General features: G+C 74.8%; 11 protein-coding genes. 6 read left to right on the top strand and 5 right to left on the bottom strand.

Going from position 1 to position 14681, the window contains the following annotated elements; all coding sequences use genetic code 11:
- Positions 1 to 9: 9 nt before the first annotated feature.
- The 5 genes from HA073_RS27560 to HA073_RS27540 form a co-directional block, all read right to left on the bottom strand.
- Positions 10 to 462, bottom strand: a complete 453-nt coding sequence (locus HA073_RS27560) for an ABA4-like family protein (protein WP_064445877.1) — start codon at positions 460 to 462, stop codon at positions 10 to 12.
- Positions 459 to 1391 (bottom strand): hypothetical protein, encoded by a 933-nt coding sequence (locus HA073_RS27555; protein WP_064445878.1) that lies wholly within the window; start codon positions 1389 to 1391, stop codon positions 459 to 461. The genes HA073_RS27560 and HA073_RS27555 overlap by 4 nt, the downstream gene beginning before the upstream one ends.
- Before the next feature lie 105 nt (positions 1392 to 1496).
- Positions 1497 to 2684 carry a DNA polymerase IV gene (gene dinB, locus HA073_RS27550; RefSeq protein ID WP_166457628.1) on the bottom strand — a complete coding sequence of 396 codons (1188 nt, stop codon included), beginning with the start codon at positions 2682 to 2684 and terminating at the stop codon, positions 1497 to 1499.
- Between the two features lie 99 nt (positions 2685 to 2783).
- Positions 2784 to 5969 (bottom strand): penicillin acylase family protein, encoded by a 3186-nt coding sequence (locus HA073_RS27545; protein WP_104114170.1) that lies wholly within the window; start codon positions 5967 to 5969, stop codon positions 2784 to 2786.
- 259 nt (positions 5970 to 6228) lie between these two features.
- On the bottom strand, positions 6229 to 7362 hold the full coding sequence (locus tag HA073_RS27540) for an N-acetylmuramoyl-L-alanine amidase (RefSeq protein ID WP_140946560.1): 1134 nt from the start codon (positions 7360 to 7362) through the stop codon (positions 6229 to 6231).
- Between the two features lie 212 nt (positions 7363 to 7574).
- Here HA073_RS27540 and HA073_RS27535 point away from each other — a divergent pair, with 212 nt between their 5' ends.
- The 6 genes from HA073_RS27535 (at position 7575) to HA073_RS27510 (ending at position 14478) form a co-directional block, all read left to right on the top strand.
- Positions 7575 to 8021: a thioredoxin family protein gene (locus HA073_RS27535; protein WP_231915435.1), complete on the top strand. Its 447-nt coding sequence runs from the start codon at positions 7575 to 7577 to the stop codon at positions 8019 to 8021.
- 114 nt (positions 8022 to 8135) lie between these two features.
- Positions 8136 to 8576 carry a DUF4395 domain-containing protein gene (locus HA073_RS27530; RefSeq protein ID WP_166457627.1) on the top strand — a complete coding sequence of 147 codons (441 nt, stop codon included), beginning with the start codon at positions 8136 to 8138 and terminating at the stop codon, positions 8574 to 8576.
- 41 nt (positions 8577 to 8617) lie between these two features.
- Positions 8618 to 10408, top strand: a complete 1791-nt coding sequence (locus HA073_RS27525) for a hypothetical protein (protein ID WP_166457626.1) — start codon at positions 8618 to 8620, stop codon at positions 10406 to 10408.
- A 292-nt stretch (positions 10409 to 10700) separates the two neighbouring features.
- A complete protein-coding gene (locus HA073_RS27520) occupies positions 10701 to 12338 on the top strand; it encodes a serine/threonine-protein kinase (protein ID WP_166457625.1) in 1638 nt (545 codons plus the stop codon).
- 54 nt (positions 12339 to 12392) lie between these two features.
- Positions 12393 to 13400 carry a hypothetical protein gene (locus tag HA073_RS27515; RefSeq protein WP_166457624.1) on the top strand — a complete coding sequence of 336 codons (1008 nt, stop codon included), beginning with the start codon at positions 12393 to 12395 and terminating at the stop codon, positions 13398 to 13400.
- A gap of 73 nt (positions 13401 to 13473) precedes the next feature.
- Positions 13474 to 14478 carry a hypothetical protein gene (locus tag HA073_RS27510; protein ID WP_043323872.1) on the top strand — a complete coding sequence of 335 codons (1005 nt, stop codon included), beginning with the start codon at positions 13474 to 13476 and terminating at the stop codon, positions 14476 to 14478.
- The last annotated feature ends 203 nt before the right edge of the window (positions 14479 to 14681 follow it).

Below are 14681 nucleotides of genomic sequence, written 5' to 3'. Positions count from 1 at the left end.
CGCGTCAGCCTAGGCAACCGGGGCGGCCGGGGCCACCGCGTTGGCTCGCCGCCGCCGGACGGCGCGCAGTCCGAGATGGACGGCCAGCCCGAGCGGGCCGAGCAGGACGGTGAGCAGCAGCACCGGAGCGGTGAGCAGGGCCGGCAGCCCGCGCTCCCGCGCGTCCTGCCAGATCCACCGGCCGACGAACAGGTCGAAGGCGATCATGTGGGCCCAGGCCGCCGCCGCGCCGTCTGCGGTGCCGAGCAGGTCCCGCAGCCCGTCGAGGGTGGGCGCTGTCACCACCGGCAGCACCGTTCCGAGCGACGGGAGCACGAGGACGGCGTAGACCAGCAGCACCGGCGCGACGATCAGCGGTGAGCCGACGATCCGGGCGGTCCAGGACCAGCGCGGCGCGAGGATCATCAGCGCCCAGAACGGGGCGGCGAGCAGGAACGTCAGGTCGAACAGGATCCCGGTCATCCGACGAGCACCACCCCGGCGCGGCGGGCCCGGCGCGCCAGCACCAGCGCGGAGGCGGTTGCCGTGGCCGCCACCAGCACTCCCGCCGCGGCGAGCGTGAGCGCGTCCGGGGCGAGCAGCGGCTGCCCGCGCAGGGCCTGGGCGGTCACCAGCAGCGTGAGTCCCGCGTACGCGGCCCCGCCGACGAGCACCAGCCGGGCCCGGGTCAGCCCGTCCAGCCGCCGGCCGAGGAACCGGTCGAGCAGGATCGCCAGCAGCGGCAGCGCCTGCAGCGCGTGCATCCCGACGAAGTGCCCGACGCGCAGGTCGCCGCCGGTGGTGCTCCAGCCGAGCAGCGGCAGCCCGGGACCGCCGTCGGGCACCCCGACGCTGTGCGCGCCGCTGATCCCGGCCGGCGCTCCGGCGGGCTGCCGCATGACCATCGGGAACGCGACGACCATGCCGAGCAGGGACACGGCGAGGCCGAGCCGTACCGCGTATCCGCCGGCGCGGTCCGCGAGCGACCGGCGGGACAGCACGACCGCCAGCACGAGCTGGGCGGCGAACAGCACGGTGATCGCCGCGCCCATGACGCTGTACAGCATCGCGTCCAGTGTCGTGGCGCCGTTGAAGTGGCTCGCGGTGCCGCGCAGCACCTGGCCCACGATGATCGTCATCTCCAGCACCGCCATGGCCACGATGAGTGTGGCCGCCCGCTCGGCGGCCCGGCTGCGGCGCGGCAGCAGGGACAGCATCCAGGCCAGCGTGACGCCGTAGAGCACGAACGAGATCGCGAACTTCAGCGGCTTGGCCCAGATGGGCGCGCCGGTCAGCACGCGCGGGTCGGCGACGACGCCGACCGCGGCGACGACGGTGAGCACCGCCATCGCGGACACGAGGAGCATCAGGGGGCGGTGCCATCCGGCCGCCCGGTTCCGCACGGTAGTCATGCCTGTAGATGCTGGTGGCGGACCGGGACCCGCGCGCCCGTCCGCAGGCCGCGTCCGTGACCCCGGGTCGGAGCGCGCCTCCTACCGGGGGAGGAGGCGGAGCGGTCAGTCCGGCAGCCGGGGCATCTCGACGCCCGGATCGCGGCCGAGCAGCACCCCACGGGTCAGCGCCCGTGATCCGAAGCGGTCGCGTACCGCGTCGACGGCGGCGTCCAGCGCCGGACCCGGGTCGGCGGTGAACGGCAGGGCCAGCTGGGTGTGCCCGCCGCCGAGGTTTGCCACCGAGACGCCGAGCAGCGTGACGCCGCGCAGCGCGATCTGCGGCAGCGCGGCGCCCAGCAGGTCACGGGCGGCGTCGCGCAGCGGCGCGGTCTGCGCGGTCGGCTCGTCGAGCGTGTGCGACCGGGTGACCCGCGTGTAGTCGGCGAAACGCAGCCGCAGCGTCACCGTGCGGCCGGTGCGCCGGGCCGCGCGCATCCGCCCGGCCACCCGGTCGACCAGACCGGCCAGCACCGCGTCCAGCTCGGCGGGGGAGTGCGGGCCGCGCCCCAGCGCGTGCTGCGCGCCCATCGAGGAGCGGCGGCGGCCCACCTGCACCGCCCGGGGGTCGCGGTTGTGCGCCAGGGCGTGCAGGTGCCGGCCGGCGCCCGCGCCGAGCAGCGACACCAGCGCCGGCTCGTCCAGCCGTGCCACCTGCCCGACGGTACAGATGCCGCGTTCGCGCAGCCGGGCGGCGGTGACCGGGCCGACGCCCCACAGCCGCTCCACCGGCAGCGGGTGCAGGAACGCCAGTTCCCGCTCCGGCTCGACCACCAGCAGCCCGTCCGGCTTGGCCACGCCGCTGGCGACCTTCGCCAGGAACTTCGTCCGGGCCACGCCGACGGTGATCGGCAGGCCGACCTCGCGGCGTACCCGCTCCCGCAGCGTGGCCGCGACGGCGGCCGGCGTTCCGGCGAGCCGCCGCAGCCCGCCCACGTCGAGGAACGCCTCGTCGATGCTGAGCCCTTCGACCAGCGGGGTGGTGTCCCGGAAGATCTCGAACACCGCCCGGCTGGCGGCCGTGTACGCGGCCATCCGGGGCGGCACCACGATCGCGTCCGGGCAGAGCCGCCGCGCCTGCCGGCCGCCCATGGCGCTGCGCACGCCCCGGGCCTTGGCCTCGTAGCTGCACGCGAGCACCACGCCGCCGCCGACGATCACCGGCCGGCCGCGCAGCCGGGGGTCGTCGCGCTGCTCGACCGAGGCGTAGAACGCGTCCAGGTCGGCGTGCAGGATGGTGGCCTCGCTCGACACCCCGCCATCCTCGCACACATGTTCGAACAGGCGCGGCTGACCTGCCCGGACGCACGCGACCGGCCGGCGGATGGCTCCCGCCGACCGGCCGCGTGCGCCTCACCGTCCGTAGACCTCGAACTCGTAGAGCGAGAAGCCGTACGAGGTCGCCCGCGTCACGCCGTACATCCGCACGTAACGGGCGCTGACCGGGGCGAACGTCACGTTGTCGACGCCGCCGTTGCCGGTGGTGGTGCTGAACACCGGCTGCCAGGAGTTGCCGTCAGCGGAGACCTCGATCCGGTAGCCGGTGGCGTACGCGGCCTCCCACCGCAGCACCGCCCGGCTGATCGTCCGGGCCGAGCCGAGGTCGACCCGCAGCCACTGGTTGTCGTTGTAGCTGCTGGCCCAGCGGGTGCCGAGGCTGCCGTCGACCGCCTTGGCCGGGGTGTTGCTGGTCAGGAACTGCGTGCTGGACGCGGTGGCGGTACGGCCCTGCGCCAGGTTGGTCACCGTGTCGCCCCGGCGCGCCGGGAACGACACGACCTGCTGGTACGTGGGCCGGTTCTGCCAGCCGATCAACGGGTGGGTGATGCCGCCGAGCCCGGACTGGGCGATCGCGTCGGCGCACCACTGGTCCCCGGCACCGCAGGACGAGTCACCCGGGTAGACGGTGGCCGCCGGGGCGGCGGTGGCCTGGCCGAGCGTGTCCAGCAGCGCCTGCCGGCACGCGCCCAGGTTGCCGTTGCCGCAGTACGTGCGCCCGAGCCCGCCGGCCACCGGGTCGCCGAGCACCGCGCGCAGGTCCTTGTCGACGTAGCCCCACCAGCCGTACTGGAACGCCGAGCCCTTGTGCGCCTGGCCCTGCGACGCCCAGCTCACGCTGCCGTCGCGCGCCGCGTTCTGCCCGCCCGAGGGCGACTCGTTGACCTGCAGCGCGTCGACCAGCGCGCCGTACAGGTCGGGGCCGAGGCCGGGCCGGAACTGCGCCGCCGCCAGCAGCGGCCACCAGGCGTCGAAGATCCGGATGGCGTCGGCGTGCTGGTAGACCTTCGAGCCCGGTGACGTCTCCACCCGGCGGGACCCGGCCTGCTGCCAGGCCCGCAGCTTGGTCACCGCGGCGGCGAGCGCCGGGTCGGTGACCGGCGTGCTGTCCAGCACCCGCAGCAGTTCGCCGAGGACCTGCTGGCCACGCAGGTCGGTGACTCCCGCCTCGGCGGTGATCCGGACGACGTCGGCGCGGCTGAGCTTGCGCTGGGCGATGGCGGCCTTCACCGGGCCGTCGAGCAGTTGACCGCGGTGCACCGCGCCGTAGCTGAAGTTGCCGTCGGCCGCGCCGAAGTCCCGCGCCTGCTTGTTGTTCCAGCTGACGTAGTAGTCCTGGTTGACCGACTGCGGGTGGGCCGACGCCGGTGCGTAGGTGGCGTCGTTGGTGTCCGGGTTCCAGCCGACCCACTCGTACGCCGGCTCGGCCTTGGCCGGCAGGTTCGGGTCGAGCGTGGCCGGGCGGACCGGGTTCGCGCCGGAGTTGTAGTACGCCGCCTCGGTCGAGTTGACGTAGAACCAGTTGAACGCGTACCCGACGTTCGCGGCGGACGCCTGGAACGCCGCCGCGCTGCCCATCGCCGCCGGGTCGTTGAACGCCTGGAAGCCGATCGCCGAGTCGGCCTCGTGCCGGTAGGTGGAGCGCAGCTTCGTGAACGCGGTCGGCTGCCCGTTCACCATGCCCCGGTAGGCGACCAGCCCGTACTTGGTGCGCAGCGCGCGCAGCGTGTACGCGCCGGCCGGGGTGGAGTCGGCGAGCGTCGGCGACCACGAGTTGCGCTTCTCCAGCACCTCCATGGCCACGCACTGCCCGCGGTAGAGGTAGCGGTTGGAACGCAGCGTCGGCGCGGTGCCGTCGGTGGTGCACAGCGGCACCGCGTACGTGTCGGTCAGGTCCTGGGAGGCGGAGGTGGCGCTCCACGCGTAGTCCTGGCCGCGGCCGAGCAGCACGTAGAGGTTCAGCCCGGCGAACGCCGCGCCGCGCGCGCTGATCCCCGGCCCCTGCAGTTCCTGGAGCATGAGCAGCTGCGGGGCGAAGTAGCCGGTCTGCGGGCCGAACACGGCCACCGGGTTGCCGGTGGTGGTGTGCCGGCCGGAGACCACCACCGCGTTGGACATGCCGTGCGTGCGCAGGGTGGACAGGCCGCCGAGCAGGTCCTTGGTGGCGGCGCTGCTGCCGGTGCGGGCGGCGGCCCCGCCGGTGGCGTCGTACGCGAGCGGCTCGGCGACCACGGTGCCCGCGTCCGGCAGCACCGCGCTGGTGGCGCCGGGCGGTGTCGCGCCGTACGGGAAGCTCTGCCCGTCGTGCAGCGTCAGCACGGTCTCCGGGTCGTTCTGCGAGCGGAACGCCGCCCAGACCCGGTCGCCCTCGGTCGGGCCGTACTTGGCGCGGGCGGCCACCCGGACCAGCGCGGACCGGACCTCGCTGCCGCCGCCTCCGCCGAACAGCCCGCCGATGACGCCGGCGGTGGCGATCAGGTCGGTCATGGTGAAGTGCTTGGGCTTCCCGGCACCGGTGAGCACGTACTCGCCGGGGTAGTTGTCGTCGGCGATCGACTTGTCGATGTAGGCGTTGATGCCGGCGATGTAGTCGGCCACGTCGGTGTAGAGCTGCTGGCCCCGGGTGCCCTTGAGGCGCAGCGCGTCCACCTGGGCCTGGAGGTCCGCCTCGGTGTAGGGCGAGTTGGCCCAGACGCTCTGCTCCAGCTCGCGGTTGCCGGGGGCGCCACCGGCGAACGAGCTGACGTTGCCGCGGCCGACGTGCCGCAGCAGGTCCATCACCCAGAGCCGGTCCTGGGCCCCGGCGTACCCGGCGCCGAACATGGTGCCGCCGCGGGTGGTGCCGGTGACGTGCGGGACGCCGGTGGCCTTGTCCCGCACGATGGTGACGTCCGAGCGTGGCGAGATCCTGCTCTCGACCTGCGCGTCGGGGACGCCGAACGAGGCGTCGTTGTAGAAGTGGGCGATCTGCTCGTCGGTCAGCCCGGCGTAGTTGTAGACCAGGTTGGCGTACTCGTCGAGCTGGTCGCTGGAGTGCGCGGGCCGGGTGCCGAGCGTCTGGTGGGCGAGGATCGCCACGAGCGTGGCGTTGCCGTTCTGCCCGGGCGGCAGGATGTCGGCGCACTGGCCGAGGCAGTAGTCGTCGGGGGTGAACGTGGTGGCGGCGAGCGCCGGTGACGGCGCGATGACCGTCAGGACGCTCGCGGTGAGGGCGGCGGTGGTGAGCGCCGCGAGGCGGGCACGGATGGCGGGTAATGGCATGGCGATCCTCCGGGGGACGCGGAGTAGGGCCGTTCGGTACGCCCGGCTGACGGCGTCTCGGCCTCCGCGCCCGGGCGTCCTGCCCGGAGGTGAGAATGACTCATATCTATCTGCGGGCAATGATCGGGGCACCACCGCCGTCCGGGATAGCCGTCGTTCACCAGTCGTCAATGCCGACGTTTCGCCGTGATCCCGGCCGTAACGACGCGGTGGGGGTGGCGCCGTTGCCACCCCCACCGCTCTCCCCGCCGGTGCGCCGTCAGTGCTTGTGGAACGACTGGCGCACCACACCCCCCACCAGCGCGCACCAGGTGGTGGTGCTGATCTTGCCGTTGGGCGGTAGTCCGTGCAGGCGCTGGAGGTCCTTCACCGCCGTGCGGGTGGCGTGGTCGTACTCGCCGGTCTCGATCACCTCGGCGTAGCCCTTGGCGGCGAGCATGAACTGCGCCGCGGCCACCGGGACGCCGGTGGACTTCTGGTCCAGCTCCGGGGCGAGGGTCTCCCAGGTCGGCGCGGTCAGCGTGGCGTCGACGTCGACCGGGATGCCGTTGCGCGCCTGCCAGTCCTGCACGGCGGCGACGGTGGCCGCGTCGAACACCCCGGTGACCGGCACGGTGTAGCCGCGGAACGTCAGCAGGCGCTGGGCGACCTGGACCACCGGGCCGCCGACGAAGCGCCAGATGTCCGGCCAGCGGCGGGCCGGCACGTCGCCGAGCCTGGTGCCGAGCTGCTTGAACACCGCGCGGCGCAGCGCCGGGAACTCCCGGTAGAACATCGCGCCCGGGCAGAGCGTGGCCCGGAAGTCCCAGTGGCCGAAGATGTCGTGGGCGTGCAGCCCGTACTGCCGGCAGATCGCGGCGCACAGCCGGGCGAGGGAGTCGAGCAGTTCCTCCGGCGGCGTCTCGGTGACGTACGTGCCCTCGTTCTCGATGCCGATGGCCCGCCCGTTCTCGCCCGGGCAGTGCGCGGCGATCATCTGCCGGTCGCCGGCGCGCAGCCGGTCCAGGCTGCCGTGCCGTCCCTCCAGGACGTGGCCGCCGCGGCTGACGGTGAAGTGCTGCCCGGTGTCGGACCAGCCGTTGCCGTCCATGTGCAGGTCCTGGCAGTCGCGGGCGAGCTGCTTGGCGTGCTCCTCGGAGTAGTCCGTGACGTTCGGGAACGCCATGTGGTGCACGATGATCTTGTTGGTGGGGGTCGCGCTCACCGACAGCGGATCGGCCGGCGGGCGGGCGGCCCACTCGTCGCAACTGATGATCCAGTCGAGGTCCGCGCCCGGCGCGGCGTGCGCGGCGGCCGGCCGGACGAGCTCGCTCCCGACGACCGCGACCGCGGCGGCGCCGAGACCGGCCCGCAGCAGCGTACGGCGGTCCAGCTCGGGGTGGTCGAAGTGCATTCCGCCTCCTCGATGGCCCGGCCGGGGCCGGGTGATGTAAAGGAACTCCAACGGCTGCGCGCGAGGTGGAGAATATTGCCAAGGCGGCGCGGCGCGCCAGAGGACAAAAGCGACGTTCGCCGGGCCGCTCCTACCGCCGGAGTAGGCGATCTCACGTCCGCTGACCGGGACGGACCATGTCGCGTCGTGATCGGCCGTGGCAGCCTGGACCCGTGCAGTCGCCCAGCCCGGCCGGGATTCTCGTGCTCGTCGCGGTGCTCGCGGCCGCCACCGCGTTCGGCTGGTGGCGCCGCCGCCATGACGGGCGGCTGCGCGCCGTCCGGAAGTGCCCATCGGACGCCGCCGCGCCGCACCGGGCCACCCTCACTGCCCTCGGGGTACGCCCCGGCGAGCGCACGCTGGTGCAGTTCTCCGCCCCGGTCTGCGCGCCCTGCCGGGCCGCCCGCCGGGTCCTCGCCGACGTCGCCGCCCGCCTCGACGGGGTCACGGTGTTGGAGGTCGGCGTGGACGAGCACCTCGACGCGGCCCGGGAACTGGACGTGTGGCGTACCCCGACCGTGCTGGTGGTGGACGGCGCCGGCCGCGTCGTGCGCCGGGCCGCGGGCGTGCCCGACCGCGACGAGCTGATCGCCGCGCTCACCGCCGGGGCGGCCCGATGACCGGCGTACGGCTGACCCGCCGCCGGGTGGTGGACCACGGGCGGCTCGCCGCGAGCCTCTGTGCGCCGGTCCGTCCCGCCTGACCGACCGCCCCCGCACGAACGGACCCACCCCATGCTGCTCGACCCCCGGGGACCGCGCTTCGCCGCCGTCCTCACCACAGTCGTCCTCGCCGTCGTCCTCGTCACCGGCTCCGGGCTGCTCCTGCTCGCCCAGGCCGTCGTGTTCGCGCTCACCGCCCTCAACCCGCGCCTCGGCCCGTACGGCCTGCTGTTCCGCGCCCTGGTGGCGCCCCGGCTGGACCCGCCGGCGGAGCTGGAGCCGGTCGCCCCGGTGCGCTTCGCCCAGCTCGTCGGCCTGGTCTTCAGCGTCGTCGGCGCGGCCGGCTGGCTCGCCGGGATGCCCGCCCTCGGCCTGGCCGCCACCGGCGCGGCGCTCGCCGCGGCGTTCCTCAACGCCGCGTTCGGGCTCTGCCTCGGCTGCGAGGCGTACCTGACGCTCCGCCGTCTGACCGGGCGGCCGCTGGCCGGCCGGGTGGCGGCGCCCCCGCGCTGACCGCCCGCCCGTACGCTGGCCCCGGCGGATGGGGGAGGGGCATGGCAGGTCGCGCACGGCTGGACCGGCGCAGCGTGCTCGTCGCGGCGGGCGGACTCGCGGTGGCCGGGATCGGCGTGCCGGTCGGCCTGGCCGCCACGAACGAGCGGCCACCGCCGCCCGCGCCGCGCGGACGGCGGCCGATCAGCATGGCGATGCACCTGCACGCCTCGTTCAGCGAGGGCGTGGCCAGCTACGCCGCCCACCTCGACCAGGCCCGCCGCAATGCCGTCGACGTGCTCTGGTGGACCGACCACGACTTCCGGGTCGCCGCCCACGACCACCGCCGGGTCGTCCACTTCGACGGCCCGGAGGAACGCGAGGGCGGGCTGGCCTGGACGTGGCAGCCGGCCACCGAGGGGCGGCTCACCGCGTCGGCCGCCGACTTCGTGGACGTCCCCGACGCCCCTGACGGTCCCGGCCGCGCGCTGCGCCTGGTCGCCGCCGGGACCGGCGCCCACTGGTACGCGGGCAAGGCGTGGAACTGGACGCACACCTCCAACATCTCCGACACCACGCTGCACCTCGACGTACGCCCCGAAGCCGCCGGCCGGGACGCCACGCTCACCGTGGAGATCGCGCTGTCGCACCACCCCGCCGGAACCGGCCGCCCCGCCGGGCAGCTCGTGCTGCGCTACCGCCTCGGCGGCGTCGACACGGTCCGGCACTCCGTCGACGGCCGTTTCGGCACCGTGGAGCGGCCCGCCCCGGCCGGCGCCTGGCAGCGGCACACGTTCGAGCTGCTCGCCGACGTGCGGCGGCTCTGGCCCGACCTGGTGGCGGGCGACAACTCGCTGCGCGGGCTGCGCCTCGGCGTCACGGTGGCAGAAGGCGCGCGCGGCGCGTACCTGGTGGACCGGCTCGTCTTCGACCGCGCCCGCCGGGCCGGGCAGGCCGGTGAGGAGATGCGCGCCGAGGTGCTGCGCGGCTACGACGGGGCGTACCCGGGCGTGACCCACCACCGCGCGTACGAGGTGTCGATGGTGCGGCACCTCAACTGGTTCGGAGGCGACGGCACGCTGCCGAGCTTCCCGTCCCCGCCGTACCGGGACAACGATGTCGAGGCCACCGAGAAGATGGTGCGGTTCCTGCACTCGCACGGCGGGGTGGTGTGCTGGAACCATCCGCTGGACACCGAACGCCGCGAGTCACTGGCCCGGCTGCTGGTCAGCCGCAACGCGCTCGGCGTCGACCTGATCGAGATCGGGCGCCGGCCGGTCGAGGACTACCTCTGGGCGTACGACGTGGCGGCCCGCAACGCGATCCCGCTGACCGCCGTGGGGGTCACCGACGACCACGACGGCACCGACTGGCGGGCCGGCCGGGACCGGAACGTCACCTCCGTCTGGGCGGCCTCGACCGGCCGTGACGACCTGGTAGCGGCGCTGCGCGCCGGGCAGGCGTGGTTCGCCGACCTGGCCGGTTACCGGGGCGCGCTGGACCTGGAACTCGGTGGCCGCAGCGGCATGGGCGCGCTCGCCGTGCTCGCCGAGGACCCCGTCACGGTGCGGCTGCGCGCCACCGACCTGCCCGCCGGGGCCACGCTGGAGGTGGTCACCGGCGACGTCGACCGGGCCGGTGTCGCGGACCCGACTCCGGCGGTCCGGGTCGGGCGGGTTCCGTGGCGGCAGTTGCGGGCGGGCTGGCACGACCAGCCGGTGCGCGTCGGCGCCGGCACGTACGTGCGCACCCAGGTACGCGACCGCGAGGGCGAGATCGTGGGCGCCAGCAACCCGATCTGGCTGCTCCGCACCCCTCCGCCCGCAGGCATCCCCCCACCCCGCCGCTTCTGACCGCCACCCTCCGCCTGTTCCGTCGATCATGAAGTTGACGGCGATGTCGGTCCCTTTTGTCCACGCCAACCTCATGATCAACGAGGTGAGGGTGGTTGCCGGGATCTGGTACTCGTGGCGGTGTGTCCGAAACCGACCACCTACCGCGCCGCGCCGTGCCGCGCGGGCGCCCGGCCGCCGACCGGCGGCCGGAAGCAGCCGTTGCGCCGATGGCCGGCCGCCCCGGCCCGGTGAGAATGACCAGCGAGGCGGCATCCGACACCCGCCCGTGGGACGCGGTGGAGTCTGTCGCATGAGCGGCTGGGAACTGTCCGGCTACACGCCGGTCCGCCGGCTCGGCGCCGGCGCGTCCGGCAGCGTCGTGCTCGCCACCCACGACCGGACCGGCACCCCGGTCGCCATCAAGTACCTGGTCCGCGACCTGGGCGAGGACTCGTCGTTCCGGACCGCATTCCGCGCCGAGGCCCGGCTGCTCGGCGAGATCGACGACCCGCACGTCAGCCGCCTCTACGAGTACGTGGAGAGCCCGCACGGCGCGGCCATCGTGATGGAACTGGTCGACGGCGTGTCGCTGCGCCAGATGCTGCGCGCGCACGGCCCGACCACGCCCGAGGCCGCGCTCTGCGTCCTCAAGGGCTCACTCGCCGGCCTGGCCGCCACCCACGCCCGCGGTGTCGTGCACCGCGACTACAAACCGGAGAACGTGCTCGTCACCGGCGCCGGGCTGAGCAAACTCGCCGACTTCGGCATCGCCATGCCGGTCGGCCAGGGCTCCGACACGACTGTCTCCGGCACGCCCCGCTACATGGCCCCCGAGCAGTGGACCGGCGCCCCCGCCGCCCCGACGTGCGACGTCTACGCCGCCACCGCCACGTTCTTCGAATGCCTCACCGGCCGGCCCCCGTACCAGGGACCGGACCTGCTCTCGCTGCGCGACCAGCACGCCTTGGCGCCGATCCCCGCCGAGGCGGCGCCCCCGCCGGTGCACGAGCTGCTGCGCCACGGCATGGCCAAGCGCCCCGACGAGCGGCCCGAGTCCGCCGAGGCGTTCCTCGGCCTGCTGGAACAGGTGGCCGGCGCCGGCTACGGCCCGCAGTGGGAGGAACGCGGGCTGCGCGAGCTGGGCCGCCGGGCCGCGCTGCTGGCCGCGCTGTGGCCGTTCCCCGAGCGGGCCGAGGGGGCCACCGCCGTCGCCCACACCGAGGTGGCGGACACGGCGCTCGGCGCGCGCTCCGGCCGGCGCGGACTGTTCCGCAAGGGCCGCACCCGTACCGCACTCACCGCCGGAGCCCTGGCCGCCGCCGTCGTGGCCGGCGGCGCCGGCTACAGCTACGCCGCCAACGACGGCACCGACGCCGCCGCCCCCACCGGCCCGGCGAGCGCCGCCCCGGCCACCACGACCGCGCCCACACCGGACCCGACCGCCGCCGGGACGCCGAGCCCGTCGCCGACACCCACCCCGCCCACCGCGTCACCACCGCCCGCGCCGTCCGCCACCCCGGACCGGACCGGGTCGCCGACCCGCGCCGGCACGCCCACCCCCAGCGCGTCGCGCAGCACCACCCCGCCACCGCCGGACGTGACCGCGCCGGTCGTGGACGGGGTAAGCGCCGACCCCGGCGAGCTGGACCCGAAGGGCTGCCCCTACGGCGCGAAGAGCAGCACCGTCACCGCCACCGTCACCGACGACCGCAGCTCCCCGGCCGCGCTGACCGTCACCTTCGGCTACACCCTCGACGGCGCCACCGGAACGGTCCGGATGGCCACCGCCGGCCGCGGCGTGTTCACCGGCACGCTCGGCCCGCTGTCCACGCCCAAGCGCAGCGCCCGCATCCCGATCCGGGTCACCGCCGCCGACGCCGCCGGCAACACGACCACCTCGGCGTCACCGGTGTACGTGACGCTCTACCACGACTGCACCCCCGGCTAGGAGTACGACAGTGCCCGCTGCCCAGCACCGCATCCCGTTCCGGGGACGTCCGGCGTGACCCGGCCCGACGAGCCCACCGAGGCGCTGCCGACCCGCGCCCTGCCGGTGACCCCGCCCGGGGACGCCGATGCCGCCGAGCCGACAGTCCACCTCGTCGCGCCCCGCGCCGCCGCCGAGGCGGAGCCGACCGTTTCTCTGTCTGCGGTGAACGGCGAGCCGACGGTGCCGCTGGCCGTGGACGGCGCGGAACCCACTGTGCCACTCGCCCGGCCGGAGGTGGACCGCTCGCCAGATGCCGAGCCGACCGTCCACCTGAGTCCGGCTCCGGCTCCGGCAACGGCTCCGATTCCGGCCCCGGGCACCGTGACCGGGCAGGCGACAGTGCGTCCGCGGCCGGCGCCGCCGGCCAGGGGCCCGGGCGTGGAGCCGACCGTCTCGTGGCAGCCCACCGGCGTACCGCATGGGCACCAGGCCGGCGGGCCGCCGGCGGCAACGGGCGCCGGGGCGTACCCGGATCGGACCGTGGGCGCGCGGGCGCCCAGCGGCGTCCCGGCGCCCGCGCCCGGCGGCGAGTTGCGCTTCGGGCCGGGCGTACCGGTGACGCCGCCGCCCGCGCCGCCCTGGCCGACCGCGCCCCCGATCCGGCCGCGACCGGTCTGGCGGCGTGTCGTCTCGGTGCTGTCCACGCTGCTCACCGCCGCGCTGCTGCTCACTGTCGGCCTGTACCTGTGGCAGCGGCTGCGCCCGATGGAGGTCGAGCAGGTGTCGGTGGCGGCGAACCGGCCGGCCGGTGTCGCGTGCGACGTGACGGTGGACGTGGTGGCCACGGTACGGACCAACGGGCGCGCCGGAACGATCCGCTACCAGTGGTTCCGCTCGGACGGCCCGCCCGGCGCGGTGCTCACCGAGCGGGTCGGCAGCGGGCAGCACACCGCGACCCTCACCCTGGAGTGGACGTTCTCCGGAGTGGGCACGACAGTCGGCACGGCCACCGTCAACATCATCGAACCGGCGCCGATGCAGGCCGGCACCCGCGTCAGATACCGCTGTCCCGGCGGCTGACCGCGTTTCCCCGCGCGCGGGTCCGGGTAGCCCCACCCGAACAAACCTGGACCACGTACGTGGAGGCCCTTCGATGAGAGACAACTTCGGGGACGCGGTGGGCGACGCGTTCCGTTCGGTGATGCTGTTCCTGCCCAAGGCGGTCGCGTTCGTCGCGATCCTGATCGCCGGCTGGCTGATCGCCAAGGCCGTGCTGAAGCTCGTGGACAAGGTGCTGGAGCGGGTCCACTTCGACCGGGCCGTCGAGCGCGGCGGCATCAAGACCGCGCTGGCCCGCTCCAAGTACGACGCCAGCGACATCGTCGCCAAGCTCGCCTACTACGGCGTGCTGCTGGTCACGCTCCAGCTCGCGTTCGGCATCTGGGGCCCCAACCCGATCTCCGACCTGATCGCCGGTGTGATCGCCTGGCTGCCCCGGGCGTTCGTCGCCATCGTCATCGTGGTGGTCGCCGCAGCCATCGCCCGTGCGGTGAAGGACATCATCTCCAGCGCGCTCGGCGGCCTCTCCTACGGCCGGGTGCTGGCGAACCTCGCCTCGGTGTTCATCCTGGGCCTCGGCGTCATCGCCGCGCTCAACCAGATCGGCGTCGCCACCACTGTCACCACTCCGGTGCTGATCGCGGTGCTCGCCACCGTGGGCGGCATCCTGGTCGTCGGCGTCGGCGGCGGCCTGGTCCGGCCGATGCAGAGCCGCTGGGAGAACTGGCTGACCCGGGCCGAGGAGGAGTCGCGCACCATCGCCACGCACGCCCGCGCGTACCAGGCCGGGCGCCGCGACGTCGAGGCCCGTCTGGCCGCCACCGGCCCGTACGCGGACTCCGAGCTGACCCAGCCGGTGAGCCGGGACGCCGAGGCGGACCGTACGCAGCCCGTCCCCGCGTACCCGGCCACCCCGGCCGCCGCCGGTGCGGACGCCACCGAGCCGGTGCCGGCGGAGGCCACGCAGCACATTCCGGCGTACGCGGACTCCGACCGCACCCAGCCGGCCACGCCGCGTCAGCCGACCGCCGAGCAGGCCGCGGACAGCGAGGCCACCATGGTCATCCCGCAGGCCGACGTGGAGAAGTTCCGCCGCTGACCTGGCGGCAGTGACACTCGGGGCGGGACCGCACGGTCCCGCCCCGATCTCGTGCCCGCCGGGGGACCACCGGGGCGCCTCGCGGCGGATAGGATCCCGGCATGACCTGGCGATGTTGATGCCCTACTGAGCGACGAGGCCGCGGGCCGCCGCGGACGCCGTGCATTCCGGCCGGTGTCCGTCACGTCCCGTGGGAAGGTCCC

The sequence above is a fragment of the Micromonospora sp. CMU55-4 genome, assembly GCF_011602315.1.
GTDB lineage: Bacteria > Actinomycetota > Actinomycetes > Mycobacteriales > Micromonosporaceae > Micromonospora > Micromonospora chalcea.
This window is presented reverse-complemented; position numbering and strand designations above follow the sequence as displayed.

Bases quoted from the DNA above. Each gene is read 5' to 3' on its own strand.
- HA073_RS27560 (WP_064445877.1), bottom strand. From the start codon at position 462: ATGACCGGGATCCTGTTCGACCTGACGTTCCTGCTCGCCGCCCCGTTC.
- HA073_RS27555 (WP_064445878.1), bottom strand. From the start codon at position 1,391: ATGACTACCGTGCGGAACCGGGCGGCCGGATGGCACCGCCCCCTGATG.
- HA073_RS27545 (WP_104114170.1), bottom strand. From the start codon at position 5,969: ATGCCATTACCCGCCATCCGTGCCCGCCTCGCGGCGCTCACCACCGCC.
- HA073_RS27540 (WP_140946560.1), bottom strand. From the start codon at position 7,362: ATGCACTTCGACCACCCCGAGCTGGACCGCCGTACGCTGCTGCGGGCC.
- HA073_RS27530 (WP_166457627.1), top strand. From the start codon at position 8,136: ATGCTGCTCGACCCCCGGGGACCGCGCTTCGCCGCCGTCCTCACCACA.
- HA073_RS27525 (WP_166457626.1), top strand. From the start codon at position 8,618: ATGGCAGGTCGCGCACGGCTGGACCGGCGCAGCGTGCTCGTCGCGGCG.
- HA073_RS27520 (WP_166457625.1), top strand. From the start codon at position 10,701: ATGAGCGGCTGGGAACTGTCCGGCTACACGCCGGTCCGCCGGCTCGGC.
- HA073_RS27510 (WP_043323872.1), top strand. From the start codon at position 13,474: ATGAGAGACAACTTCGGGGACGCGGTGGGCGACGCGTTCCGTTCGGTG.